Here is a 24,559-nt window from a genome sequence, read left to right on the forward strand (position 1 = left end):
TTAAATTTTATAATAAAAAAACCCAAAGCCGCGGTGGCTTCGGGTACTCAAATAAATGTGCAAAAACACATATCTATCCGTTCACAAACCACCTTTCAAGTCAGACTGAGCATATATTGTCTTCCCTGTTAGGAGCATCTGTATACAGATTAAATCCTTTTTTGCTTTTTGTCAATATGTATAATCAGTAATTTCTATATATTTTTTCAATATTTTAAAATATTATATGTATTGTTAAACAATTATCTATCAATCATCAACCTCCGATTTGCTTGATATTATCTCACCGCTTATTGCATTAATATCATACTCATATTCTACATTTCCAACCTTAAACTCTATCTCATATACCTGTACTCCGTCATCCGTATCAAGTTCCGCCTTAATAAAGCTTGCTCCTCCAACTCCGGCATGTGAAAGTGCTATCTGCTTTGCCCTCTCTGCTGAAATAGTGGAAGGAGCGGCAGGCTGTGTCGGTGCTTCTATAGGTGCAGGCGTAGGAGCTACTGTTTGCGGCTGTGTAGGTGCAGGCGTTGGAGCTGCTGTTTGCGACTGTGTAGGTGCTGCTGTAGGGGCCGCTGTCTGCGACTGTATAGGTGCAGGTGCTGCCTCAGTTTGCCGGGGAGCGGCTGTGCTTTGTGCAGGTATACTGTAGTCTTCAATATCAAAGTCATTTGATATTATTTCTCCGCTTAGTGCATCTATATCATAGTCATACTCGACATTGCCGCTGTAAAATTCTATCTCATAAACGGCTCTGCCGTCCTCATTATCAAGTTCTGCCTTGATAAAGGTAACATCCTTTAAAGCCACCTTGGCATCTGCAAGTGCAATTTGTTTTGCAGCCTCAATACCTATCTGTTTATTGCCTGCATCAGCAGTATCTTTCATGGAGATTCCGGCATCTTCATCTATATCTTCTATAGCATCTGCAATATTCTCCCAGATACTGTCATCATCATCATAATCAACTATATCTCTTATATCTATACCTTTTTTTGCAACCAGATTTGCAATATCCGTAACCTTCATTTTAGCCAGTTCTTTTGCATCCAAAGAACTGTCCTTTGCTGCAAGATTAAGTACAAATACAGCCTTTCCTATAGAGATATTGTTTTCTCTTGCAAACTTATTGGCATCAGCAGTATTTTTAAAGGTCTGATTCATAACATTTGCCTGTACATCATTTGTATATAGTGCAAAGTTTATATCATAAAGAATCTCTTCCTTAACTTTATTTGCTTTCTCAGGATTGTCATTTCTTACAGTAACCAATATACCTGTATTATTATTTACAATATATCCTTTTTGAACCATTGAACCTATCAGTGCATTTACTGCAACCTTAAGCTCCGTATTTTTCAGATCCATATTGTCAATAACATCAGCTCCGTCCTTATTTGTAGATTGTACATTCAAAACCTTATTCTTTTTATTTGTTACAATTTCGACACCCGGATTTACATCTATATCCACATGTGAGTCGGGAACAAAATTATTGCCGTAATACGGAACTCCTATAATTCCTGATACAAGCAATATACAAGCAGCTGCCGCCACTCCCATAAAGCTTCTGCTAAAAATATTAAAGTTCTTTTTCTTTTCCTTTTTTACCACTCTTTCTATACTTTCCGGATTGGCGGAAACAATATTTTCAGAGATTCTGTCAAACATATCTTTTGGAATCATTCCGGATACAGCAGCGTCGAGCTTCCTTTCAATATCTTCCCTTTTCATTAAAAGCCCTCCTCTTCCAAATATTTTTGCATCTTCTTTATAGTCCTGTTGTACTTTGAAAGTACCGTATTTATAGGCATATCAAGAAGTTCCGCTATTTCTCGATTTTTAAGACCTGATACGGCGTGGAGCAAAAGTATTGTTCTTTCATTTTCATCAAGCTTATTTACAGCGGTTTCAAGAACAATGCGCTCGCTAACATCTTCCACAAAAGAAAATATAGCCTCAGGCATATCACTTACCTCTTCCATACTGTCTTCTTTTTTTCTGTCACGGAATTTCATCAGTGCAAAATTTCTTGCTATTGTAAAAATCCAAGCCATAGGCTTATCATATGAGGTGTAATCTGCCGCTTTTTGATAGATTTTCAAAAAAGTATCCTGCAAAATATCCTCTGCATCATGGGTGTTTTTTGTTATTGAAAGGGCAAAGGCATATACACTTTTATGAGTTTTTTCATATAAGGTATGTAAAGCCTCCATACTTCCCTTTGCGATATCTTTTATAAGTTTGTCATCCACTGTCGATGAAGTTTTTGAACCCTCCTCTAAGACCGCCACAAAATTAAGCATCTCAAAATTATCCTTTCACTATATTAATGCACGAGAATATTATTTTATTTCATGCTTTCTGTAATTTTTATTTTTTCAAAAAGTTTTTCTCATCAGTATTATACATAATATTGCAGTAAACATTTCCGCCGCAAAAAATGAACTCCATACACCCATTATTCCAAAAATTTTCGGTAAGATAAGTGCAAATACAATTATTGCCGCTATCCCTCTTGATATTGCTATAAGCGAGGACTCCCTACCTCTACCCGTAGCAGAATAAAATCCTGCCATAATAATATTGAATGCGGCAGGTATAAATCCTATAAAATAAACTCTGATTCCTGTGACGGCATAATCAGCCAATATATCGGAATTTTCATTATTGAATGCTGTTATGATATTCGGAGCAAATGCCGTTACTAAAGCCACTAAAATTCCTGCTATAATCATGCTTACAGAAAGTGAATAAAGGTAAATTTTCTTTAAATCTTTTTTATTACCCTTACCGTAAGTTTCGCTTGCCACAGGTTGTAGCCCTTGTGAAACACCGTTTAACATTGCCACTCCGACCAAGGCTGAATTTGCTATAACTCCGTATGCGGCAACCGCTATATTTCCTACAAGTGAGAGCAGAATAAAATTAAATACTATAGTTATTATTCCGTTTGATATTTCACCTACAAAAGCCACCAAACCTAAGCTGAATGATAAAAGCAATCTCTTAAAAGAAGGCGGTGTTAAACAGAAGCGTATATTATTCTTTTTTGACAAATAATGTACCATACAGATACATATACTTACAACCGGTGAAATACCTGTTGCAAGTGCGGCACCTGCCATACCCATTCCCAGTGGAAACATAAGTACATAGTCAAATATTATATTAAAAATACCGCTGATAAGTGTTGCCGCCATAGCAATCCTTGGTGAATTGTCATTTCTTACAAAAGCGGTGAATGTGAAATTAAGCATAAAGAAAGGTGAAAAACAAAGAATAATACGTGTATATGTATGTGTGACCGCCTCTATAACCTCATCGGCACCCAAAATTCTAAGAACCGCATCCGGTGCAAATATCCCAAGAATTAAAAAAGGTAAGCCAAACAACAGACTCCAGATAAATGAATTTGAAAAATATTTATCTGACGTTTTTTTGTCCCCCAGTGACTTAAGCAATGTATATTTTGTTGCGGAGCCTATACCGATCATAGCTCCTATAGCATAGGTTATTGCAAATACAGGTAAAACCAGATTTAATCCGGTTATACCGTTTGCACCTTCCGCCATTGATATAAAAACGGTATCCGCCAATACATAGCAAGATGTACCTGTAGTTGCCAGGATATTAGGCAGAATATATCCTCTAAGTTTTTTTTCAATCATAAAAGATTCTCCTGTCATAGTTATCGAATTATATCATAAATATTCTATAAGCTCAATCAAAGCCAAACTTATTTTTACACAAAAATAGCAGTCATAGACTGCTATCTTAATATCAATGTTTTTTATACCAACTCAAGTAAAACTTCCATAGCCGCATCTCCCTTACGAAGACCGATTTTAACTATTCTTGTATATCCGCCCTTACGACCCTCGTACTTCGGACCGTACTCATCAAAAAGCTTCTTTGCAAGATCAAGTGACTTTGTATTCTTCTTCTTAGCAGCTCCCTTCGCCGGAACTTCTGTCGGAACATATACTACAGCATTGATTTTGCTTCTGGCATGAAGTCTTGAAGGTCTGTCCTTCTTGATTTCCTTCTCCACCTCATCATAAACAGTAACTTTCTTACCGTCTACAACCTCTTTTACTCTCTTTCCGTTAGCATCTTTTCTTGCAACCTTTGCATTTACTTTTACAAGGTCAAAATTATCCTTCTCCTTAACAGCCAATGCTATAAGCGGCTCAACAATCTTTCTGATTTCTTTTGCTCTGGCCTCTGTTGTTACAATCTTTCCATGCTGTAAAAGTGCTGTAACCTGATTTCTTAACAGTGCTTTTCTCTGACTTGATGTCTTTGAAAGTTTTCTATACTTTGCCATTTTTACTCCTCCATTGGGAACATATATATGCAAACATTGGACTTACTATATATGTCTGTTATTCTTTTTTATGATTCTTCGCTTTCACGAAGGTGAAGTCCAAGCTCTTCAAGCTTTTGAAGAACTTCCTCCAATGATTTTCTACCCAGATTTCTGACTTTCATCATATCATCTGAAGTGCGTGAACACAATTCTTCAACTGTATTGATTCCTGCTCTCTTTAGGCAGTTATAAGACCTGACTGACAGCTCAAGTTCGTCTATATTCATCTCCAGAACTTTTTCCTTGTCATCCTCTTCTTTTTCCACCATTACATCAATAGTTTTGGCATTATCTGACAAATCTATAAACAGATTAAGGTGTTCACTCAAAACTTTGGCAGCCAAACTTACCGCCTCGTCCGGTTCTAATGTACCGTTTGTAGTGACATCAAGTGTCAGCTTATCAAAATCCGTCACCTGACCCACACGTGTATTTTCAACACGAAGATTTACTCTTTCTACAGGGGTATAGATAGAATCTATTGCTATCACACCTATCGGAGTGTCCTCTCCTTTGTTTTTATCTGAACTTACATAACCTCTACCGTTTGTTATTGTCAGCTCCATATAAAACTTGCCTTCTGAAACTGTTGCAATAACCTGGTCTTTGTTAATTATTTCTATACATGGATCACATTGAATATCTTCGGCAGTGATAACTCCCTCACCGTCAAAATCTATATAAGCAATCTTCGGCTCATTATCTTCAGCTGAATTCTTGATTGCCAGGCTCTTTACATTCATTATGATCTCTGTTACATCTTCCTTTACTCCCGGTATAGAAGAAAATTCATGCAACACACCGTCAATCTTAACCTGACTGACAGCTGAGCCTGGGAGGGATGAGAGCATTATTCTCCTTAGGGAATTACCTAAAGTTGTTCCATAACCTCTCTCCAGTGGTTCACATATGAATCTGCCGAACTTCTTATCCTCGGAAATCTCTGCAATCTCAATATTGGGTTTCTCAAAATCGAACACGAATGTCCCTCCTTTTAGATAAACTGGACCTAAGCTCAACAAAATCAGGCTTTGGTCAATATTTCAGGCTATATTTCTACTGTTAGTAAATCAGCTGATACAAAATTAAGTATCAGCTGTTAAGATTCCTATTACTTAGAGTACAACTCAACGATAAGAAGTTCGTCTACAGGAACATCAATTTCTTCTCTTGTAGGAAGGCTCTTTACAGTACCTTTTAAATTTTCAAGATCTGCATCAATCCAAGCCGGTACAATTCTTCCGGCTGTTGACTCTACAACTTCCTTATATCTTGCAGAAGATTTTGCTTTCTCCTTGATCTCAATAACATCACCCGGTTTTACAAGATAAGACGGAATATTTACACACTTACCGTTTACCAAAACATGCTTGTGATCAACAATCTGTCTTGTTTCCTTTCTGGTTCTTCCAAGTCCCATACGGAAAACAACATTGTCAAGTCTTCTCTCTAAGAGAATCATAAGGTTCTCACCAACCTGACCTTTCATTCTCTCAGCCTTAGCATAGTAGTTTCTGAACGGTTTCTCCAATACACCGTAAATAAACTTTGCTTTTTGCTTTTCTCTAAGCTGCATACCGTATTCACTTAACTTACGGTTTGCCCTTTTTGTATCTCTGTTAGACTTTTTATCTATTCCCAGAAAACCCGGCTCAAGGCCAAGTGATCTGCATCTTTTAAGAACGGGAACTCTATTAATTGCCACTTTTAGTACCTCCTATTAGACTCTTCTGCGTTTTGGTGGACGACATCCATTATGTGGTACCGGAGTCACATCCTTAATACTTGTTACTTCTATTCCACATGCAGCCAACGCACGAATAGCTGCCTCTCTTCCTGAACCGGGTCCTTTTACCATAACATCTACATACTTAAGTCCATGTACTAAAGCTGCCTTTGCAGCAGTTTCTGCAGCCATAGATGCTGCATATGGAGTAGATTTCTTTGAACCTCTAAATCCCAGACCGCCGGCACTTGCCCATGATATTGCATTACCCTGGGTATCAGTTAATGTAACAATTGTATTGTTAAATGATGACTGAATATGTGCCTGTCCGCGTTCAACGTTTTTCTTTACGCGCTTTTTTGTCACCTTCTTGGTGGACGCATTCTTTGCCATTAAACTAACCTACCTTTTCAAACTTTACTACGCTCCTGCTTTTAAAACATACAGCGAAAATCACTTTTCGAAAAATATAAGCAAATTACTTATTATTTTTTCTTGTTTGCTACCGTCTTTCTTGGACCCTTACGTGTTCTTGCATTTGTCTTAGTCTTCTGTCCGCGAACCGGAAGATTCTTTCTATGACGAATACCACGATAACAACCTATTTCCTGAAGTCTCTTGATGTTCATTGCGATCTCTCTTCTAAGATCACCTTCCACCATCTGAGTATCTGAAATAACCTGTGCCAATTCTTTTACTTCATCATCTGTAAGATCCTTTACTCTTGTATCGGGATTTACATTAGCCTCTTTCAAGATACGCCTTGAACTTGTAAGACCTATACCATAGATATATGTCAAACCAATTTCAACACGCTTTTCTCTTGGTAAATCAACGCCTGCTATACGAGCCATTTACCTACTTCCTCCTTATTCCTATGCAGATCAACCTTGTCTCTGCTTGTGCTTTGGGTTCTCACAAATTACTCTGATGGAACCTTTTCTCTTGATAATTTTGCATTTTTCGCAAATCGGTTTCACTGAAGATCTGACCTTCATTGTAACTCTCCTTTCATCGCTACTAATAAAGACGCCATAATATTATATCACCAGCTAATATAATATGCAAGGTCTTTATTTATTTATCACGCCAAATGATTCGTCCCTTTGTCAAATCATATGGAGATAATTCGATAGTAACTTTATCACCCGGCAAAATTCTAATATAGTTCATTCTGAGTTTGCCGCTGATATGTGCCAATACCTGATGTCCGTTTTCAAGTTCTACCTGAAACATTGCATTAGGTAACTTCTCAACAACTGTTCCCTCAATCTCTATAACGTCTGATTTAGACATTTACTCCTCCAATTTTTTAAGAGATATTTTAACTTAACGTCGTTAAAGTTATCATCATTGTTCTTCATATCAATAAATTCTTTACTTTTCCCAAGTCTGCTGACATGCTTTTTGTTTTTCTTCTTGGGCTTTTCTATAAGCTTCAGTCTTCCGTCCGCCAGATAAACAAAATCTTTATCACAGTCCAAAACCAAATAATATTCTCCTCTGTCATGACCCTTTATTGATATTACAATATCGCCTGTATTTATCATAATTTTCTTAAAGAAAGAATCTCAGGCTCACCTTCTGTAATCAAAATAGTATTTTCATAATGAGCCGCAAGTGAGTTGTCATCCGTAACCACTGTCCAGTCATCATCAAGCCATACCACTTCATCTCTTCCTGCTGTAATCATAGGCTCTATGGCAAGAGTCATACCCGGCTGTAATTTGATTCCTTTTCTCTTTATATCAAAGTTCGGAACTTCAGGGTCTTCATGTAAATGTGTGCCGATACCATGACCCACCAAATCTCTTACAACACCGTAACCTCTTTCTTTTGCATATGTGCCTATAGCCTTACAGATATCATTAAGGTGATTACCTGCAATTGCATACTTGATTCCCTCAAAAAAGCATTCTTTTGTTACTTTTACAAGTGCCTTTGCCTCTTCGCTTCCTTCGCCTATTATATGGGTTCTGGCAGCATCTGAATGATATCCCTTCCAAATAACGCCTGCATCCAGACTTACCACATCACCGTCTTTTAAAATTCTTTTCTTTGACGGAATGCCATGTACTACTTCTTCATTTACAGACACACATATTGAAGCAGGATAGCCGTTATAGTTTAAAAATGAAGGAACACAACCGTATGATCTTATTATCTCATCTCCGATTTTGTTTACCTCATATGTACTCATGCCTGCATGCAATGCCTTTTCCAGTTCTTCATGAGTTTTAGCAAGTATCTCACCGGCTTCTCTCATCAACTGAATTTCTCTTTCAGATTTTATTGTTACTGCCATTTTAATCCTCACAATCTATCCCAAAACTGCAACAATATCTAAGAATACTTCTTCCATATCCTTTGTTCCGTCTACATTTGCAAGTATATTTTCATTGTCATAATAGTCAATCAAAGGCTGTGTTTGCTTATGATATACATCAAGCCTCTTCTTTACAGTCTCAGGCTTATCATCATCTCTGATAACAAGTTCACTTCCGCAGTTATCACATATATTCTCTTTCTTCGGTGCGGAATACTTTATATGATATGTACTTCCACAACTTAGACAAGCTCTTCTACCGCTCATTCTGGTGATAATAGAATCATCAGGAACATCTATATTTATTGCATAATCTATTTTTTCATTAAGCTTTGATAAAGCCTCACTCAAAGATTTGGCCTGCGGAATTGTTCTTGGAAAACCGTCAAGAACAAAACCGTTCTTGCAATCAGCCTTATGTATTCTGTCAAGGAGCATTCCTATAGTAATGTCATCCGGAACCAACTCTCCCTTATCCATATACTCTTTTGCTCTTTTTCCAAGCTCAGTTCCCTCTTTTATATTTGCTCTGAATATATCGCCTGTGGATATATGCGGTATATTATATTTTTTTGCAACTTTCTTTGCCTGTGTGCCTTTTCCGGCACCGGGTGCGCCTAACATAATAATCTTCATGGTGTATCTCCCCCATTTTGTTGGTAACCACGAAAAACCCCTGAAGAATATACTCCAGTGGTTTTTCGTAAGATGATTAGTCTAATAAGAATCCTCTGTAATTTCTTACAAGCATCTGTGATTCAATTGCTTTTATTGTTTCAAGGACTACACCGACAATGATTATCAGAGATGTTCCGGTAAATGAAAGTCTACTGATATTGAACAGTCCTGAAATTATTATAGGTATTACACATACTATTATAAGTCCTGTAGCACCTATAATTATAATGTAGCTCAAAATCTTTGAGAAATAGTCACTGGTCGGCTTACCCGGTCTGATTCCCGGAATAAAACCGCCTGACTTTTTCATATTATTGGCTACCTCAAGCGGGTTAAAAGTAATTGATGTATAAAAATAAGCAAATAAGATAATCATTATGATATAAACTATAAGTCCGACAGAATACTTCGGAGCCTCAGGCTTAAACCACATTGATGAATTCATATATGTCAATATCTCACCTATTATTGACCCGTTATTGATATTCAAGAACTGACCGATAACTATAGGTGTAGAGAATATTGAAGAAGCGAAAATCACAGGAATAACACCGGCCGTATTTACCTTAAGAGGTATATTTGATGATGCTCCTCCTACACTTCTTCTACCCTGCGTTTTAGATGAATACTGTACAGGAATTCTTCTTTCCGCATCCTGTAATATGATGGTAAATACAACCATTGCTATTACAAAAGCTATTATAATAGCCGCAGCAACCACCATCTTAGCTACTGTCTGTCCCTTTAAGAATCTTACATATAGATTGTTAAAATCAGATGGCAATGAAGCCAGAATATTAAGAAGAAGTACTATGGAAATACCGTTTCCGACTCCATTCTCTGTAATTCTTTCTCCAATCCACATTAAAAATGCACTACCTGCCGTCATTGTAACTATAGCTACAATTACACTCTTTATTCCAAAATGTATTAAAAGTCCCTGTTTGCCGAATCCGATTGACATGGCTGAAGACTGTAACAGTGCAAGTGCGATAGTCAAATATCTTGTATATTCGACTATCTTTTTTCTTCCGTCTTCACCGTCCTGTTGCAATTCCTCAAGTGCCGGAATTGCTATTGTCAAAAGCTGTATTATAATAGAACTAGTAATATAAGGAGTGATGCTAAGTGCCAGCACACTCAAACTTTCAAATGATCCACCTGTGATGGCATTGAAAAATCCAAACGCATCACCTGCCTGTTTTTCAAAGAAATCTTTGAAATAAGTTGTATTCACACCCGGTATAGGTAAGTTACTGCCGAAGCGAATAATTACCAGCATTATAAATGTGTAAAGAAGCTTCTTTCGTACATCTTTTACTTTAAATGCATTTAGGAGTGTTGTGAGCATTAAATCACCTCACAAGTTCCGCCTGCAGCTTCAATCTTAGCTTTTGCACTTTCACTAACAGCAATATACTTAACAGTAAATTTCTTTGTTACTGAACCGTTGCCTAAAAGCTTAATACCGTCTCTTGTATGCTTTATAATTCCGGCAGCCAACAATGTATCCGGAGTAACATCAGTACCGTCATCAAGGCGGTCAAGAACGGAAATGTTTACAGCTACGATATCCTTTGTATTACGATTTGTAAATCCTCTCTTAGGAATACGTCTGTATAAAGGCATCTGTCCGCCTTCAAATCCCGGTCTTGTCGGTCCTGAACGGGCTTTCTGACCCTTGTGACCTTTACCTGCCGTTTTTCCGTTACCTGAACCATGTCCACGTCCACGTCTGAAATTATTGCTATGTTTTGAGCCTAATGCAGGCTGTAAATTAGATAAATCCATCACTACACCTCCTTCTTTAGACTTCTTCAACTTTTACAAGATGCCTTACATGCCAAATCATACCTCTTACAGCATTATTATCCGGCATCTCTACTGTCTTGTTTAATTTTCTCAAACCAAGTGCCTCTACAGTTGCTCTCTGCTTTGGGATAGCGCCGATAGGAGACTTAACCAATGTAATTTTTAACTTTGCCATATTTTCCTCCTATTATGCTAATATTTCTTCAACAGACTTTCCACGAAGTTTTGCAATCTCTTCAGGAGTCTTAAGTGCTGTCAAACCTGCAAGTGTAGCAAGACATACATTTGTCTTGTTATTAGATCCTAAAGATTTTGAACGAATATTTTTATATCCTGCAAGCTCCAATACCGCACGAGCCGGACCGCCTGCGATGATACCTGTACCTTCAGGTGCTCTCTTTAAAAGCACACTTGCACTTCCGAATTTTCCGGTGTAATCATGTGGAACACTGGAATTCTCATCTATTCTGACTTCAACCAATGACTTAGTTGCAGCCTCTTTACCTTTACGGATAGCCTCAGGTACCTCTCCCGCCTTTCCAAGACCGATACCGACATGGCCATTGCCGTCACCTACAACAACAAGAGCAGAAAACTTCATTGTACGTCCACCCTTTACGGTTTTGGATACACGCTTGATATTTACGACTCTGTCATTTAACTCCAATTTGCTTGGATCGATGATTTGTCTCTTCATGTATGTTTCTCCTCCTATTAGAATTGTAATCCTGCTTCACGGGCAGCCTCTGCCAATGCAGCAATCTTACCTTGATAGATGAATCCTCCTCTATCAAATACAACTTTATCTATACCCTTTTCAAGTGCTCTCTTTGCAACAAGAGTTCCGACATATGCTGCAGCATCTACATCATTTGTCTTTGAAAGCTCTGATTTTACACTCTTTTCAAGTGTTGATGCACTTACTACTGTATTTCCAACCGTGTCGTCAATAATCTGAGCGTACATATGGTTGTTGCTTCTGAATACAGCAAGGCGCGGTCTCTCAGTTGTTCCGCAAAGGCGATTACGTAATCTTGAATGCTTCTTAATTCTAAGATCGCTTTTTGATTTTTTGCTAACCATTTACTTACCCTCCTATTATTTCTTACCGGTCTTACCGACTTTACGTCTGATAACTTCAGTAGAGTATTTGATACCCTTGCCCTTATATGGCTCAGGCTTTCTTTTGTCTCTTATTTCAGCAGCATACTGTCCGACTTTTTCCTTGTCGATACCCTGAATCTTTATAATATTCTGTCCGTCTAAAACTGATGTAACTCCCTCAGGATCTACCATCTCTACCGGATGTGAATATCCAAGTGAGAGAACAAGTTTATTTCCCTGTTTTGCCGCTCTATAACCGACACCGTTTACTTCAAGTACCTTCTCATAGCCTTCGGTTACACCTACTACCATGTTATGTATAAGAGTTCTTGTAAGACCATGTAATGCTTTATTTTTCTTTAAATCATTAGGTCTGGTTACTACAACTTCATCACCTTCCTGCTTAATAGTCATTTCCAGTGGTAATGCTCTCTCAAGTGTACCCTTAGGACCTTTTACAGTCACATGATTATTTTCTGCAATTGTTACAGTTACTCCTGCCGGAATTGCGATAGGCATTCTTCCAATTCGTGACATGCCGTCTTCCTCCTTAAATTTATCGTGAGCTTTTGCTCATGTTTTCAGGTTTTATATCTAACAAACAGTCATAAATTATGACCGACCGTTAGAACAGTAATATAATATATTGTATGGATGATTATAAAATCACCAAACAAAAGCCAATACTTCTCCGCCTACATTAAGCTTTCTGGCCGCCTTGTCTGTAATAACACCGTTATTTGTTGAAATAATGGCTGTACCGAGACCGCCAAGCACCTTTGGAAGCTCTTCTCTGCTTGCATATATACGCAGACCCGGCTTTGAAATTCTTTTCAATCCACTGATTATTCTCTCGCTCTTGTTAGCTGTATACTTAAGGAATATTCTGATATCCTTGAAGTTACCATTGTCAACAAGTTCGTATTTCTCTACATAACCTTCTTCTACAAGTATGTTAGCTATTGCTATTTTCATCTTTGAGGAAGGAATATCAACTGAGTCATGTTTTGCAGTATTTGCATTTCTTATTCTTGTAAGCATATCTGCAATCGGATCGCTCATTGTCATGGAATTTTTTCCTCCTGTTTATTTTAAATGTATCTGATTATAACTTCTTTGCTCAATGCCTACCAGCTTGCTTTCTTAACCCCCGGAATTTGACCTTTATAAGCCAACTCACGGAAGCAAATTCTACAGATACCATACTTTTTAAGATAAGCATGTGGACGACCGCAGATTCTGCATCTGCTGTATTCTCTTGTAGAGAATTTTGCCGGTCTGGCCTGCTTAATCTTCATTGAAGTTTTTGCCATGAAATCTTCCTCCTAAATTATTTGAAAAATGGCATATTGAATAATGTCAAAAGTTCTCTAGCTTCTTCATCTGTGTTTGCAGTAGTAACGAAAATAACATCCATACCGCGAACCTTGTCAATCTTATCATACTCTATCTCAGGGAAGATAAGCTGTTCCTTAACTCCAAGAGCATAATTTCCTCTGCCGTCAAATGCATTAGGATTTACACCTCTAAAGTCACGCACTCTTGGAAGTGCAAGATTTATAAGTCTGTCGGCAAACTCATACATCTTTGAACCGCGAAGAGTTACCTTACAACCTATAGGCATACCCTCTCTAAGTTTAAAGTTGGCAACTGATTTCTTTGCTTTAGTAACTACCGCCTTTTGTCCGGAGATAATTTCAAGATCTCTTACTGCGGCATCTAATACTTTTGCATTATCTTTTGCCTCACCGACAGCCATATTGATAACTATCTTATCAAGCTTCGGTACCTGCATAGGATTCTTATATCCAAACTTCTCAGTCATCTTCTTGACGATTTCGTTCTCATACATTTCCCTTAATCTTGCCATGTTTTCCTCCTTTCCAATCAGTCAATAGCCTTACCGGTCTTCTTAGCTACACGAACCTTCTTGCCGTCTTTTACTTCAAAGCCGACTCTTGTAGCCTGACCGTCAACAACCAACATTACATTTGATATATCAATAGTTCCCTCTATATTTATGATCCCGCCGTTCTGGTTAGCCATACTTGGTTTTGTATGCTTTGTGATCATATTACAGCCTTCAACTATTACTCTGTTCTTCTTAGTATCAACCTTTAATACTTTACCTGTCTTGCCTTTATCTTTACCGGATATGATCTTCACCATATCATCTCTTTTGATTTTATGCACGCTAGACCTCCTTATAATACTTCAGGTGCGAGAGATACAATCTTCATAAACTGCTTCTCACGAAGTTCTCTTGCGACCGGTCCAAAGATACGAGTACCTCTTGGAGTCTTGTCATCCTTGATTATAACTGCTGCGTTTTCATCGAATTTGATGTATGAACCGTCTTTACGGCGTGTGCTATTGACTGATCTTACAACAACAGCCTTAACAACATCACCTTTCTTTACAACGCCTCCCGGTGTTGCATCTTTAACGGTAGCGACGATTATATCGCCGATATGAGCATATCTTCTAGTTGAACCGCCCATAACACGAATTGTAAGCAATTCCTTTGCTCCGGTGTTATCGGCTACCTTCAATCTTGTTTCCTGCTGAATCATGCCGGATACTCCTTCCTACCTAATTATTTTGCCTTCTCAATTATCTGTACAAGTCTCCATCTCTTATCCTTTGAAAGAGGTCTTGTCTCCATAATTTTTACAGTATCGCCAATGTTACATTCATTTTTCTCATCATGTGCTTTGAACTTAACAGTCTTTTTTACAATCTTGCCATAAAGTGGATGCTTTACATGGTCTTCGATTGCAACAGTGATTGTCTTATCCATCTTATCGCTGACAACCTTGCCGATACGGGTTTTTCTAAGATTTCTCTCCACGGTTTATCTCCTTTATCTTTATGCCAACTTTGCATTCTCAGTGATAACTGTCTGAATTCTGGCAATGTTTCTACGAACTTCCTTAATTCTTGAAGTGTTATCCAACTGGCTGGTTGCATTTTGGAATCTAAGGTTGAAAAGTTCCTTCTTTGCCAAAACCAATTCTTCATTTAACTGTTCTAAGCTTTTTGATTTCAATTCGTTTACATAATTCTTAGTTTTCACTTGTTTCACCGCCTTCCAAATCAGCCTTTGAAACTATCTTACATCTGCAAGGCAACTTATGCATTGCAAGACGAAGAGCCTCTCTGGCAATCTCTTCAGATACTCCAGCAATTTCAAATAAAATACGTCCCGGCTTAACAACAGCTACCCAATACTCTGTAGCACCTTTTCCTGAACCCATTCTTGTTTCAGCCGGTTTTGCTGTAACAGGCTTATCAGGGAAAATCTTTATCCAAACTTTACCGCCACGCTTGATATAACGAGTCATAGCAACTCTGGCAGCCTCTATCTGGTTTGACTTTATCCAACAAGGATCAAGGGATACTAAACCATACTCACCATAAGTGATCTTATTGCCTCTTAGGGCCTTTCCTGCCATAGAACCTCTAAACTGTTTTCTACGCTTTACTCTCTTAGGCATTAACATATTATTTTACGCTCCCTTCCTGTGTTTTTCTTTGAGGAAGCACCTCACCGGTATATATCCAAACCTTAACTCCGACTTTACCGTATGTTGTATTTGCCTCTGCAAAACCATACTGAATATCGGCTCTCAATGTCTGAAGAGGAATAGTTCCTTCTGAATAAAACTCTGTACGAGCCATATCCGCACCGCCAAGACGTCCTGAACAGCTTGCCTTGATACCGAGTACTCCCGCCTTCATACTTCTTGACATTGTTGACTTCATTGCTCTACGGAATGAAATACGGTTCTCAAGTTGTGCAGCGATGTTTTCAGCTACAAGCTGTGCATCTCTGTCAGGTCTCTTGATTTCTTTGATATCAATGAATACCTTCTTATCTGTAAACTTTGATACTTCCTTCTTTAACTTTTCAACTTCAACACCCTGCTTACCGATAACAACACCCGGTCTGGCAGTATGAAGTATTATTCTGACTCTGTCTGAAGCACGCTCAATTTCAATATCTGATACGCTTGCTGAATAAAGCTTCTTCTTTAAGAACTTTCTGATATTGTAGTCTTCCACTAAACAATCAGCAAAATCCTTATCAGCGTACCATCTGGAGCTCCAGTCTTTTATAACACCGACTCTAAGTCCATGTGGATTAACTTTCTGTCCCATTTTCGCGTCTCCTCCTATCTTTCATCTAAGATCACTGTGATATGGCTCATTCTCTTCTCAATACGATAAGCTCTACCTTGTGCTCTCGGTTTAATTCTCTTCATTATAGGACCGTCACTTGCATAACACTCTGCAATATATAAATAAGACGGATCTAAATTGTTGTTATTCTCAGCGTTAGCAACTGCCGACTCTACCAACTTTTTGATAACACTTGACGCATATCTTGGGCTGTACATAAGAATACCCAAAGCCTCATCAACATTCTTACCTCTGATTGCATCAAGCACAAAGCATGCTTTTTGCACAGGTACTCTGGCATATGAGAGCTTAGCTGATGGTCTGGTGTCCTTAACTGCATTTCTTTCTCTTTTAATTTTGGATCTGTGTCCCTTTGCCATTTAAAAAACCTCCTTTCAACCCTCTCTTATCTTGAAGCTTTCTTATCGTCAGCTTTATGTCCTCTGTAAGTTCTTGTAGCAACAAACTCACCAAGCTTATGTCCTACCATATCCTCGGTAATATATACCGGAACATGCTTTCTTCCGTCATGAACAGCAATAGTATGGCCTACCATCTGTGGGAAGATTGTAGAACGGCGTGACCATGTCTTGATGACACTCTTGTCTCCGGCCTTGTTCATTGCGTCAACTTTCTTTAATAAACTTGCATCTGCAAATGGTCCTTTTTTAAGTGAACGTGACATTTATCTTTCCTCCTTTATTAGTTAGTGGCCTTACCATCTCTTCTTCTTATAATTAACTTATTAGACTGTTTCTTCTTGTTTCTGGTCTTAAGACCAAGAGCCGGCTTGCCCCAAGGAGTAGACGGACCCGGACGACCGATTCCGGTTTTACCTTCACCACCACCATGTGGATGGTCATTAGGGTTCATAACGGAACCACGAACTGTAGGTCTGATACCCATATGACGTTTTCTTCCCGCCTTACCAAGCTTAACAAGTGAATGCTCACCGTTTCCTACTACACCGATTGTAGCTCTGCAAATGATAGGTACCATTCTCATCTCACCTGACGGAAGACGAAGAGTTGCATACTTTCCCTCTTTAGCCATAAGCTGTGCAACATTACCTGCCGAACGAACAAGCTGTCCGCCCTTGCCCGGATAAAGCTCAATATTATGAATCTGTGCACCTACAGGAATCTCTGCAAGCGGTAAACAGTTACCTATTCTTGCCTCCGCACCTGAACCGCTTACGATTGTTGTTCCAACCTGAAGTCCTTCAGGAGCAAGTATATAAGCCTTTGTACCGTCAACATATGATATAAGTGCAATATTGGCTGTTCTGTTCGGATCATACTCTATTGCAACTACCTTTGCAGGAATTCCGTCTTTAGAATTTCTCTTAAAGTCAATAATTCTGTATTTTCTCTTTGCACCGCCGCCACGATGTCTTACTGTTATTTTACCTTGATTGTTTCTTCCTGAGTTCTTCTTTATCGGTGCCAATAGTGACTTCTCAGGAGTGCTTTTTGTGATTACACCAAAGTCCAAACCGGTCATATTTCTTCTTGACGGTGTATATGGACTGTATTTCTTTATTCCCATTTTTTCTCCTTCTTGTGCTGCGCACTTTATCACGGCAGGATGCCGTATAGTATTACTCAGATATTATCTGAGAAAAGCAACATTTGTTGCTTATAATCCCTGGAATAACTCAATATCCTTACTGTCCTCTGTGAGCCATACAATAGCCTTCTTAACTTTTGCAGTTTTACCTGAAGTCATTCCTCTTCTTCTTGTCTTTCCATCCTGGTTCATAGTATTTACTTTTGAAACCTTAGCGCCGTCAAACATCTTCTCAACAGCTTCTTTTATCATTGTCTTGTTTGAGTCCGGATGTACAAGGAAAGTATATTTTTTATCAGTCATGCCGAGCATGCTTTTTTCTGTAATAACCGGCTTAAGTATTACATCATAGTATTGAATATTTGCCATTATGCATATACCTCCTCTATAGTCTTAACAGCGTCCTTTGAAGCCACTACCGTATTGTACTTTAAGATATCATATACATTGATAGTCTTAGGTGAAGCAGCCTTAACACCATATATATTTCTTACAGAAAGCACAGTGTTCTTCTCATTCTCGGCACATACAACAAGTGCCTTTTTAACATTTAAGTTATTCAAAGTCTGCTGCATCTTCTTTGTCTTAATCTCGCCCATTGAAAAGTCATCAACTACGATGAACTTGTTCTCAAGAACTCTGCTTGTAAGAGCACTCTTAAGAGCAATCCTCTTCTCTTTTTTATTTAAATTGATTGTGTAATCTCTTGGAGTAGGTGCAAATACAACACCGCCGCCCTTCCACTGTGGTGATCTGGTTGAACCCTGACGTGCATGTCCTGTACCCTTTTGCTTCCAAGGCTTTCTTCCGCCGCCACTGACTTCTGAACGGGTCTTTGCCTTTTGTGTTCCCTGACGCTTGTTTGCCAACTGTGCAACAACTGCCATATGAACTAAATGCTCGTTAACATTAACTCCGAACACAGCATCATTTAATTCTATACTACCTACTTCTTTTCCTTCAATATTAAATACTGATATATTAGCCATTTGTGTTCCTCCTTTCTGTTAGTTATTTTTTCTTAACAGTCTCTTTTAATGTTATTAAAGCTTTCTTTGAACCCGGCATTGAACCTTTTACAAGAATAAGATTCCTGTCAGCATCAACTCTTACGATTTCAAGATTCTGTGTGGTCACTCTCTTAGCTCCCATATGTCCCGGCATTCCTTTGCCCTTAAATACATGGCTCGGATCTGAAGATGAACCGTTTGAACCCTGATGACGGTGGAACTTTGAACCATGACTCATAGGTCCTCTTGACTGTCCATGACGCTTTATAGCACCCTGGAAACCTTTTCCCTTTGATACAGCTGTTGCATCAACCTTATCTCCTGCAGCAAATATGTCAACTTTGATTTCAGCCTTCGGTGCATACTCGGATGCATTTTCAAATTTAAACTCTCTGATAAATCTTCCGGCTGTGAAAACTTCTCTCTTCTTATCGCCCTTTTCTACTACAGTCTTCTCAATTCCTGCCTTAGCAAGATGACCTGCCTTAGCCTTGTTAACCAATTTTGTACGGATCTGTCCATATGCAACCTGAACAGAATTATATCCGTCATTCTCCTCTGTCTTAACCTGTGTAACAACACATGGTCCGGCAAGAAGAACTGTTACAGGTATTAACACACCGTTCTCATCAAAAATCTGTGTCATACCTACTTTTCTAGCAAGTATTGCCTTCTTCATTATATACCTCCTGGTTTATTCTACAGCGGAGCACTTAGTGCTCATCCTAGAGCAGGATTAACGCTTATAGCGGATTATCTACTCTTCATTTTGATGTCAATATTTACACCAGCCGGCATTTCCAATCTGGAAAGTGCATCCACAGTCTTCTGTGACGGTGCAATGACATCAATCAGTCTCTTGTGAGTTCTCTGCTCGAACTGCTCACGAGAGTCTTTGTACTTATGTACAGCTCTAAGGATAGTTACCACTTCCTTCTTTGTCGGTAGTGGAACAGGTCCTGAAACAGCTGCTCCTGTCTTCTTTACAGTATCAACAATTCTTGCAGCACAGCTGTCAACCAATTGGTGATCATAAGCTTTTAATGTGATTCTCATTACCTGATTTGCCATAAAAAAAGCCGCCTCCTTTTCAATCTTTATAAAAGAAATTGACAAGCGGTGACTGTACACTCTTCCGTGCGTGTCATAAAAATAAAAGCACGAAATTACTCAATATGAGATGCTGTTTGTACAGTGACTTGTCGCCAGTTTTTGCAACATGACCTTCGCTCCACATAAAACCCGATAAACGGCAACCTATGCTTCTTAGCTATCAATGTCACAGCTGTTCTAGGATAGCACAGATAAAAAGTAAATGCAAGCACTTTTTTTATTTTATTTTATGTTTGTACTGCTCCAAAAACTTGAGTATAGCAAATGCCATAAAACTGTTTATAGGCAGAAGAATTATATTCTTCAACGCTCTCATAGGCAAAATTGCAATAAAAGCCTTTCCATATAATACATTCAGCCAAAGTGTACCGAGAAAAATATTGCAAATCAGACTTACAAAGAACTCTGCCGCAAAAATCCTCTTTATACTCACTTGTTTCTTATATAATATACTTCCATAAACAAAGCCGGCAATAACGGCATTTAAAGTAAATCCCGGAAAAAAAGGACCTGTAGGCTTAATCGCATACTTCACAACATCCGTTACAGCTCCAAAAATAGAACCTACAATAGGGCCGAACAAATACCCTACACTGACAGTAGTCAAAGAGGAAAAACCGATTTTCAAAAAATTTCCGATAGGAACTGTAAAAGCTCCCAGTATAATTGATAAAGCCACAAACATAGCAACAGTTGTGATAGTCCTTACCTTCTTAAGTTCTCTATATGAGAATAAAAAAATATCTTTAATACTTGTCATAATTATTTCCTGACACTCCCACTTTCTATGGCCGCTCTTGCTACCGCATCCGCTACCGCCTTGGCTACACTCTTATCAAGTGCGGAAGGTATTATATTTTCAGGATTCAAATCTTCAGGCTTTATATACTCCGCGATAGCCTTGGCCGCAGCCTTTTTCATAGTATAATTTATATCCCTTGCATGTGCATCCAATGCTCCCCTGAATATCCCTGGGAATGCAAGTACATTATTTATCTGATTCGGTCTGTCACTCCTGCCTGTACCCATTACAGCCACTCCCGCCTCTATAGCCTCATCATAGGATATCTCAGGATTCGGATTGGCCATAGCAAATACTATCGGGTCCTTTGCCATAGTCTTTATCATATCCTTTGTCAGTATATTTGCTGCCGATACTCCTATAAATACATCCGCTCCTGCAAGTGTATCGGCAAGGTTTCCTCTCATATCATTAAGGTTTGTTACAGTGCATAGCCATTTTTTATGATCCTTTATCCCCTCAGCCCTGTCCTTGTATAAAATGCCGTATTCATCACAGGCTGTTATATTTTTTACTCCCGATTCCAAAAGCATCTTTATAATAGCCGTACCTGCACTGCCCGGTCCGTTAAGCACCACCTTTATCTCATCCATCTTCTTATCTACAAGTTTAAGTGCATTGATAAGTGCCGCCGTAACCACTATTGCAATACCATGTTGATCGTCATGAAATACAGGTATCTCAAGTTCTTTTTCAAGTCTCTCTTCTATTTCAAAGCATTTCGGTGAGGCTATATCTTCCAAATTGATACCTCCAAAGCATGGTGCGATATTTTTTACAGTCTTTATGATTTCCTCCGTATCCTTAGTATCAAGGCATATAGGGAATGCATCCACATCACCGAACTCCTTAAACAGTATCGCCTTACCCTCCATTACAGGCATTGCAGCCTTGGCTCCGATATCTCCAAGCCCCAGCACCGCCGTACCGTCCGATACCACCGCTACCAGATTTTTCTTGGCTGTATACTTCCACACATTTTCAGGATCACTTGCTATCTCTTTACAAGGAGCTGCCACTCCCGGTGTATATGCGGTACTCAAATCATCTCTGTTATTTATCTTTATCTTACTTGCAACAGCGATTTTACCGCCGTTTTTTTCATGCAATTTTAATGCTTCTTTACTATAGTCCATATTACCACCTTTATAAAAAATTACAAAAATTCTTTGATGTATTCTAGCATAAAAGAAAATACTTTTCCACACAAAAAGGCTGTATGAAATCTCATACAGCTAAATGCCGGTGGCGAGACTCGAACTCGCACACCCTTTCGAATAACAGATTTTGAGTCTGTCGCGTCTGCCATTCCGCCACACCGGCTCACTACCTGACAATATTAGCATAACGGCAGGATATTTGCAAGCGGTTTTTATACAGGTTTGACGGTGAATTTTTATACTGGTCAGATGATTTGGAATAAATATAAGTTAGTGTTTATCCTTTTACAACCAACCCTCTATATCTGCTGATAGCCGCAAAAACTTCCTGTTTTCTTGGCATCGCAAGATTACCGGGATGACCTGTATATGGTGATATAGAATCCAATCCTGATTTTTCAATATGTCTGTACATCTGATCCAGTGACTGTTCAATTGTCTTCTTTTCATCAATCACTTTATTCTTTAAAAAACCGATCATAACGGCGATACAGTTTGTCTGACTTTCATCAACAAGCTGCTCCAGCCCTGAAATATCTATATTGTTCCATCCATATAAAATAGTGTATTTGCCTTTGGCTTTCAGGCGATCTTCTTTACCTGACAAAGAGAATCCTTTTTTCAAAGGAACACGATGTGTTACTTTGCCAAAAACATTATCTGATAAAAATTCTCTTTTATATCCGTCGGTAGACGCTATCTCCTTTGCTCTCTCGGTGACATCCTTTGGAATATACTCATCCATCATTATAACTCTGTCGGCAACATCAAAGTAATCTCCGCAACCTCCCACTATTAGTATGGTGGAAACTCCCAAATCTTTGTATAAAGGTTTTACTTTATCAATAAAAGGTGTTATAGGCTCTTTTTCTCTTGCAATCAGCTTTTGCATACGACCGTCACATATCATAAAATTGGTGGCGGAAGTATCTTCATCAATCAAGATAAGTGAAGTTCCGGATTCTAAAGCTTCCATTACATTTGCCGCCTGTGATGTGCTTCCGCTGGCATTTTCCGTAGAAAATAAATGTGTATCCTTATTTCCCGGCAGATTATTTATAAAAGCACTTATATTTACTTTTTCGACATTTCTTCCATCCTCTGCACGAATCTTGACCGCATCAAAACATGTAATCACCATTTCACGCCCGTCACCTGAAATATGATTATATACTCCGCGTTCAAGTGCTTTCAGTAGAGTTGACTTACCATGATAGCCTCCGCCTACAATCAATGTAATGCCCTTTTCAATTCCCATCCCGGATATATGCTTTCCGCTTGGAAGATCCATATCTGTTTCAAAACTTTTTGGACTGCAAAAAGGAATACCGTCACGCAAAGGCTTATCTGAAACACCGCTCTCACGCGGCAAAACAGATCCGTTGGCAACAAATGCAACCAAATTTCTTCGCTTTAATTCTTCCCTTATATACTCTTGGTCGATCATTAAAGAAATTTGATTTTTCAATTCATTATGATCAATATTTTCATACAATAATGCCGCATCTACAATTTTTTCAAGAGTTTGTGAAAAAATCCGATTAGCCTCTTTTCCTAAAACGCGTCTGCCGGCTGCCGGAAGCCCTATCTCAAATCTTACCTCAACTCTGTTGTCCTTAATCAAAACGGAAGTTCTCTCCAACATCTCCTGTCCGCATCTGTCAATTACAATCATACCGCTACCACCTGTAGCATTTATTTTCTGACTGTAAATTTCAGCTTTTTTATAAAACTCCCTTGTTAAAAAATCCGAAACGGCAATAATTTTACTTTTTGAATCAAGTAGTTCATCAGGGATACCTGTTACTTTCCTGTTCATAATAATCCGCACTTTTGACGGCGGTGCATACGGGTCAACTTGTACATGGTCAATGGAAAGAATATATTTCCCGAAGTTGTACTCTCCCTTTATAGATTTATATGCACCATATCCCTGACCGTTTATTGAAAATAATAACTGCTCCAGTTCCTGTCTACTTTTCAAATGTATACCTCCATATCATGTTTCCAAACATTCTAATACTTTTTTTATAAAATCCTGCTGTTGCCTAATCATTGCAAACATATTATCAAAAACCAACTTTACCATAGGCGCAACATCATTATTCATTGCTTCACACTTTTCTTTCCAGCCTTTCATAACAGATTCATATTCAATATCAAGCCTTTTAAGTTGACTTTCCAAGGCAGTATAAACCTCACCGGATGTCAGCTTATCACATAATGATATCCCGGCATATAAAGATGACGGATAAGAAAGAGAAAACTCCGTCAAAGAATCATAAATTAATGTTCTCAAATATTTTTTCCCTTTTTGAGTAATACTATAAGTTACTCTCGGTCTGTATTGTGCCTGTTCCATATCCGTTACACAGATATACCCGTTCTTTTCAAGCTTTTTTAAAGCATAATAAATAGAACCTATAAGCACTCCTCCCCATCTTTTTGCATCCATTGTTTGTAACATCTGCTTTATATCATAACCTGACATAGGTTCGTTATCCAGCAACCAAAGCACCAATAAACGTATCACAAATCCACCTCCATATTCAACATTGAATATAATACAACGAATATTTTTATATGTCAATATATAACACTTCCACCTATTAAAAAAGCTATTATGAATTTTTCACTAATCCAAATCCATAATAGCTCTAATATTTTATTTATATTTAAGAAGTTACAGCTTTTTAAAAGTT

General features: G+C 38.4%; 39 protein-coding genes and 1 tRNA gene. All 40 read right to left on the reverse strand.

What is annotated here, in order from left to right:
* Positions 1-249 precede the first annotated feature (249 nt).
* Positions 250-1,737, reverse strand: coding sequence for a PepSY domain-containing protein (locus tag HMPREF0381_RS11085; protein ID WP_008752072.1), 1,488 nt, complete (start codon positions 1,735-1,737; stop codon positions 250-252).
* Positions 1,737-2,309 (reverse strand): RNA polymerase sigma factor, encoded by a 573-nt coding sequence (locus HMPREF0381_RS11090; RefSeq protein WP_008752073.1) that lies wholly within the window; start codon positions 2,307-2,309, stop codon positions 1,737-1,739. Before HMPREF0381_RS11090 ends, HMPREF0381_RS11085 begins: the two co-directional genes overlap by 1 nt.
* A 75-nt stretch (positions 2,310-2,384) precedes the next feature.
* Positions 2,385-3,674 carry an MATE family efflux transporter gene (locus HMPREF0381_RS11095; protein WP_040461418.1) on the reverse strand — a complete coding sequence of 430 codons (1,290 nt, stop codon included), beginning with the start codon at positions 3,672-3,674 and terminating at the stop codon, positions 2,385-2,387.
* Positions 3,675-3,796: 122 nt separating this feature from the next.
* On the reverse strand, positions 3,797-4,333 hold the full coding sequence (locus HMPREF0381_RS11100) for a bL17 family ribosomal protein (protein ID WP_008752075.1): 537 nt from the start codon (positions 4,331-4,333) through the stop codon (positions 3,797-3,799).
* A gap of 68 nt (positions 4,334-4,401) precedes the next feature.
* On the reverse strand, positions 4,402-5,355 hold the full coding sequence (locus tag HMPREF0381_RS11105) for a DNA-directed RNA polymerase subunit alpha (RefSeq protein WP_008753875.1): 954 nt from the start codon (positions 5,353-5,355) through the stop codon (positions 4,402-4,404).
* Between the two features lie 131 nt (positions 5,356-5,486).
* Positions 5,487-6,080 (reverse strand): 30S ribosomal protein S4, encoded by a 594-nt coding sequence (rpsD, locus tag HMPREF0381_RS11110; protein ID WP_008752077.1) that lies wholly within the window; start codon positions 6,078-6,080, stop codon positions 5,487-5,489.
* Between the two features lie 15 nt (positions 6,081-6,095).
* On the reverse strand, positions 6,096-6,494 hold the full coding sequence (gene rpsK / locus HMPREF0381_RS11115; protein ID WP_007593313.1) for a 30S ribosomal protein S11: 399 nt from the start codon (positions 6,492-6,494) through the stop codon (positions 6,096-6,098).
* A 92-nt stretch (positions 6,495-6,586) separates the two neighbouring features.
* Complete coding sequence (gene rpsM, locus HMPREF0381_RS11120) at positions 6,587-6,955, reverse strand: 30S ribosomal protein S13 (protein WP_008752078.1); 369 nt, start codon at positions 6,953-6,955, stop codon at positions 6,587-6,589.
* A gap of 30 nt (positions 6,956-6,985) precedes the next feature.
* Entirely contained in the window at positions 6,986-7,099 is a 114-nt protein-coding gene (gene rpmJ / locus HMPREF0381_RS11125) for a 50S ribosomal protein L36 (RefSeq protein ID WP_003497809.1), read from the reverse strand.
* A gap of 79 nt (positions 7,100-7,178) precedes the next feature.
* Positions 7,179-7,397, reverse strand: coding sequence for a translation initiation factor IF-1 (gene infA / locus HMPREF0381_RS11130; protein ID WP_007593317.1), 219 nt, complete (start codon positions 7,395-7,397; stop codon positions 7,179-7,181).
* A complete protein-coding gene (locus HMPREF0381_RS11135) occupies positions 7,376-7,651 on the reverse strand; it encodes a KOW domain-containing RNA-binding protein (protein ID WP_008752079.1) in 276 nt (91 codons plus the stop codon). Before HMPREF0381_RS11135 ends, infA begins: the two co-directional genes overlap by 22 nt.
* Positions 7,648-8,406: a type I methionyl aminopeptidase gene (map, locus tag HMPREF0381_RS11140; protein WP_008752080.1), complete on the reverse strand. Its 759-nt coding sequence runs from the start codon at positions 8,404-8,406 to the stop codon at positions 7,648-7,650. Before map ends, HMPREF0381_RS11135 begins: the two co-directional genes overlap by 4 nt.
* Before the next feature lie 15 nt (positions 8,407-8,421).
* Positions 8,422-9,063, reverse strand: coding sequence for an adenylate kinase (locus tag HMPREF0381_RS11145; RefSeq protein WP_008752081.1), 642 nt, complete (start codon positions 9,061-9,063; stop codon positions 8,422-8,424).
* Positions 9,064-9,139: 76 nt separating this feature from the next.
* Positions 9,140-10,456 (reverse strand): preprotein translocase subunit SecY, encoded by a 1,317-nt coding sequence (secY, locus tag HMPREF0381_RS11150; RefSeq protein ID WP_008752082.1) that lies wholly within the window; start codon positions 10,454-10,456, stop codon positions 9,140-9,142.
* The gene (gene rplO / locus HMPREF0381_RS11155) at positions 10,456-10,896 is read right to left on the reverse strand and encodes a 50S ribosomal protein L15 (RefSeq protein ID WP_008753865.1); all 441 of its coding nucleotides are present in this window, start codon (positions 10,894-10,896) and stop codon (positions 10,456-10,458) included. The genes secY and rplO overlap by 1 nt, the downstream gene beginning before the upstream one ends.
* A 16-nt stretch (positions 10,897-10,912) precedes the next feature.
* Positions 10,913-11,092, reverse strand: a complete 180-nt coding sequence (rpmD, locus tag HMPREF0381_RS11160) for a 50S ribosomal protein L30 (protein WP_008752084.1) — start codon at positions 11,090-11,092, stop codon at positions 10,913-10,915.
* A 12-nt stretch (positions 11,093-11,104) separates the two neighbouring features.
* Positions 11,105-11,614 (reverse strand): 30S ribosomal protein S5, encoded by a 510-nt coding sequence (gene rpsE / locus HMPREF0381_RS11165; RefSeq protein WP_008752085.1) that lies wholly within the window; start codon positions 11,612-11,614, stop codon positions 11,105-11,107.
* Positions 11,615-11,631: 17 nt separating this feature from the next.
* On the reverse strand, positions 11,632-12,000 hold the full coding sequence (gene rplR / locus HMPREF0381_RS11170; protein WP_008752086.1) for a 50S ribosomal protein L18: 369 nt from the start codon (positions 11,998-12,000) through the stop codon (positions 11,632-11,634).
* A gap of 15 nt (positions 12,001-12,015) precedes the next feature.
* Complete coding sequence (rplF, locus tag HMPREF0381_RS11175; RefSeq protein WP_008752087.1) at positions 12,016-12,558, reverse strand: 50S ribosomal protein L6; 543 nt, start codon at positions 12,556-12,558, stop codon at positions 12,016-12,018.
* 129 nt (positions 12,559-12,687) lie between these two features.
* Complete coding sequence (rpsH, locus tag HMPREF0381_RS11180) at positions 12,688-13,089, reverse strand: 30S ribosomal protein S8 (protein ID WP_008752088.1); 402 nt, start codon at positions 13,087-13,089, stop codon at positions 12,688-12,690.
* Positions 13,090-13,148: 59 nt separating this feature from the next.
* Positions 13,149-13,334 carry a type Z 30S ribosomal protein S14 gene (locus tag HMPREF0381_RS11185; protein ID WP_008752089.1) on the reverse strand — a complete coding sequence of 62 codons (186 nt, stop codon included), beginning with the start codon at positions 13,332-13,334 and terminating at the stop codon, positions 13,149-13,151.
* Positions 13,335-13,351: 17 nt separating this feature from the next.
* Positions 13,352-13,891 (reverse strand): 50S ribosomal protein L5, encoded by a 540-nt coding sequence (gene rplE, locus HMPREF0381_RS11190; protein WP_008752090.1) that lies wholly within the window; start codon positions 13,889-13,891, stop codon positions 13,352-13,354.
* Positions 13,892-13,908: 17 nt separating this feature from the next.
* Positions 13,909-14,214 carry a 50S ribosomal protein L24 gene (rplX, locus tag HMPREF0381_RS11195; RefSeq protein ID WP_008752091.1) on the reverse strand — a complete coding sequence of 102 codons (306 nt, stop codon included), beginning with the start codon at positions 14,212-14,214 and terminating at the stop codon, positions 13,909-13,911.
* A gap of 11 nt (positions 14,215-14,225) precedes the next feature.
* The gene (rplN, locus tag HMPREF0381_RS11200) at positions 14,226-14,594 is read right to left on the reverse strand and encodes a 50S ribosomal protein L14 (protein WP_008752092.1); all 369 of its coding nucleotides are present in this window, start codon (positions 14,592-14,594) and stop codon (positions 14,226-14,228) included.
* A 23-nt stretch (positions 14,595-14,617) separates the two neighbouring features.
* The gene (gene rpsQ, locus HMPREF0381_RS11205; protein ID WP_007593341.1) at positions 14,618-14,872 is read right to left on the reverse strand and encodes a 30S ribosomal protein S17; all 255 of its coding nucleotides are present in this window, start codon (positions 14,870-14,872) and stop codon (positions 14,618-14,620) included.
* A gap of 18 nt (positions 14,873-14,890) precedes the next feature.
* Positions 14,891-15,097, reverse strand: a complete 207-nt coding sequence (gene rpmC / locus HMPREF0381_RS11210) for a 50S ribosomal protein L29 (RefSeq protein WP_008753880.1) — start codon at positions 15,095-15,097, stop codon at positions 14,891-14,893.
* A complete protein-coding gene (rplP, locus tag HMPREF0381_RS11215) occupies positions 15,087-15,524 on the reverse strand; it encodes a 50S ribosomal protein L16 (RefSeq protein ID WP_008752094.1) in 438 nt (145 codons plus the stop codon). The genes rpmC and rplP overlap by 11 nt, the downstream gene beginning before the upstream one ends.
* A 1-nt stretch (position 15,525) precedes the next feature.
* Positions 15,526-16,182 carry a 30S ribosomal protein S3 gene (gene rpsC, locus HMPREF0381_RS11220; protein WP_008752095.1) on the reverse strand — a complete coding sequence of 219 codons (657 nt, stop codon included), beginning with the start codon at positions 16,180-16,182 and terminating at the stop codon, positions 15,526-15,528.
* Positions 16,183-16,196: 14 nt separating this feature from the next.
* Complete coding sequence (rplV, locus tag HMPREF0381_RS11225) at positions 16,197-16,583, reverse strand: 50S ribosomal protein L22 (protein WP_008752096.1); 387 nt, start codon at positions 16,581-16,583, stop codon at positions 16,197-16,199.
* Between the two features lie 26 nt (positions 16,584-16,609).
* Entirely contained in the window at positions 16,610-16,888 is a 279-nt protein-coding gene (rpsS, locus tag HMPREF0381_RS11230; protein WP_008752097.1) for a 30S ribosomal protein S19, read from the reverse strand.
* 17 nt (positions 16,889-16,905) lie between these two features.
* Complete coding sequence (rplB, locus tag HMPREF0381_RS11235; protein ID WP_008753874.1) at positions 16,906-17,751, reverse strand: 50S ribosomal protein L2; 846 nt, start codon at positions 17,749-17,751, stop codon at positions 16,906-16,908.
* Positions 17,752-17,841: 90 nt separating this feature from the next.
* Positions 17,842-18,141: a 50S ribosomal protein L23 gene (gene rplW / locus HMPREF0381_RS11240; RefSeq protein ID WP_008752099.1), complete on the reverse strand. Its 300-nt coding sequence runs from the start codon at positions 18,139-18,141 to the stop codon at positions 17,842-17,844.
* Positions 18,141-18,761, reverse strand: coding sequence for a 50S ribosomal protein L4 (gene rplD, locus HMPREF0381_RS11245; protein ID WP_008752100.1), 621 nt, complete (start codon positions 18,759-18,761; stop codon positions 18,141-18,143). Before rplD ends, rplW begins: the two co-directional genes overlap by 1 nt.
* A 22-nt stretch (positions 18,762-18,783) precedes the next feature.
* Positions 18,784-19,461, reverse strand: coding sequence for a 50S ribosomal protein L3 (rplC, locus tag HMPREF0381_RS11250; RefSeq protein WP_008752101.1), 678 nt, complete (start codon positions 19,459-19,461; stop codon positions 18,784-18,786).
* Positions 19,462-19,535: 74 nt separating this feature from the next.
* Complete coding sequence (gene rpsJ / locus HMPREF0381_RS11255) at positions 19,536-19,853, reverse strand: 30S ribosomal protein S10 (RefSeq protein WP_007593367.1); 318 nt, start codon at positions 19,851-19,853, stop codon at positions 19,536-19,538.
* A 259-nt stretch (positions 19,854-20,112) separates the two neighbouring features.
* A complete protein-coding gene (locus tag HMPREF0381_RS11260) occupies positions 20,113-20,655 on the reverse strand; it encodes a folate family ECF transporter S component (protein WP_008752103.1) in 543 nt (180 codons plus the stop codon).
* Positions 20,656-20,657: 2 nt separating this feature from the next.
* Entirely contained in the window at positions 20,658-21,833 is a 1,176-nt protein-coding gene (locus HMPREF0381_RS11265; RefSeq protein ID WP_040461421.1) for an NAD(P)-dependent malic enzyme, read from the reverse strand.
* Positions 21,834-21,937: 104 nt separating this feature from the next.
* Positions 21,938-22,020, reverse strand: a tRNA-Leu gene (locus tag HMPREF0381_RS11270).
* Positions 22,021-22,134: 114 nt separating this feature from the next.
* Positions 22,135-23,841 (reverse strand): ABC-ATPase domain-containing protein, encoded by a 1,707-nt coding sequence (locus HMPREF0381_RS11275; protein ID WP_008752105.1) that lies wholly within the window; start codon positions 23,839-23,841, stop codon positions 22,135-22,137.
* A 15-nt stretch (positions 23,842-23,856) separates the two neighbouring features.
* On the reverse strand, positions 23,857-24,390 hold the full coding sequence (locus tag HMPREF0381_RS11280; RefSeq protein ID WP_330370302.1) for a PadR family transcriptional regulator: 534 nt from the start codon (positions 24,388-24,390) through the stop codon (positions 23,857-23,859).
* Positions 24,391-24,559: the final 169 nt, after the last annotated feature.

The organism is Lachnoanaerobaculum saburreum DSM 3986, assembly GCF_000185385.1.
Lineage (GTDB): Bacteria > Bacillota > Clostridia > Lachnospirales > Lachnospiraceae > Lachnoanaerobaculum > Lachnoanaerobaculum saburreum.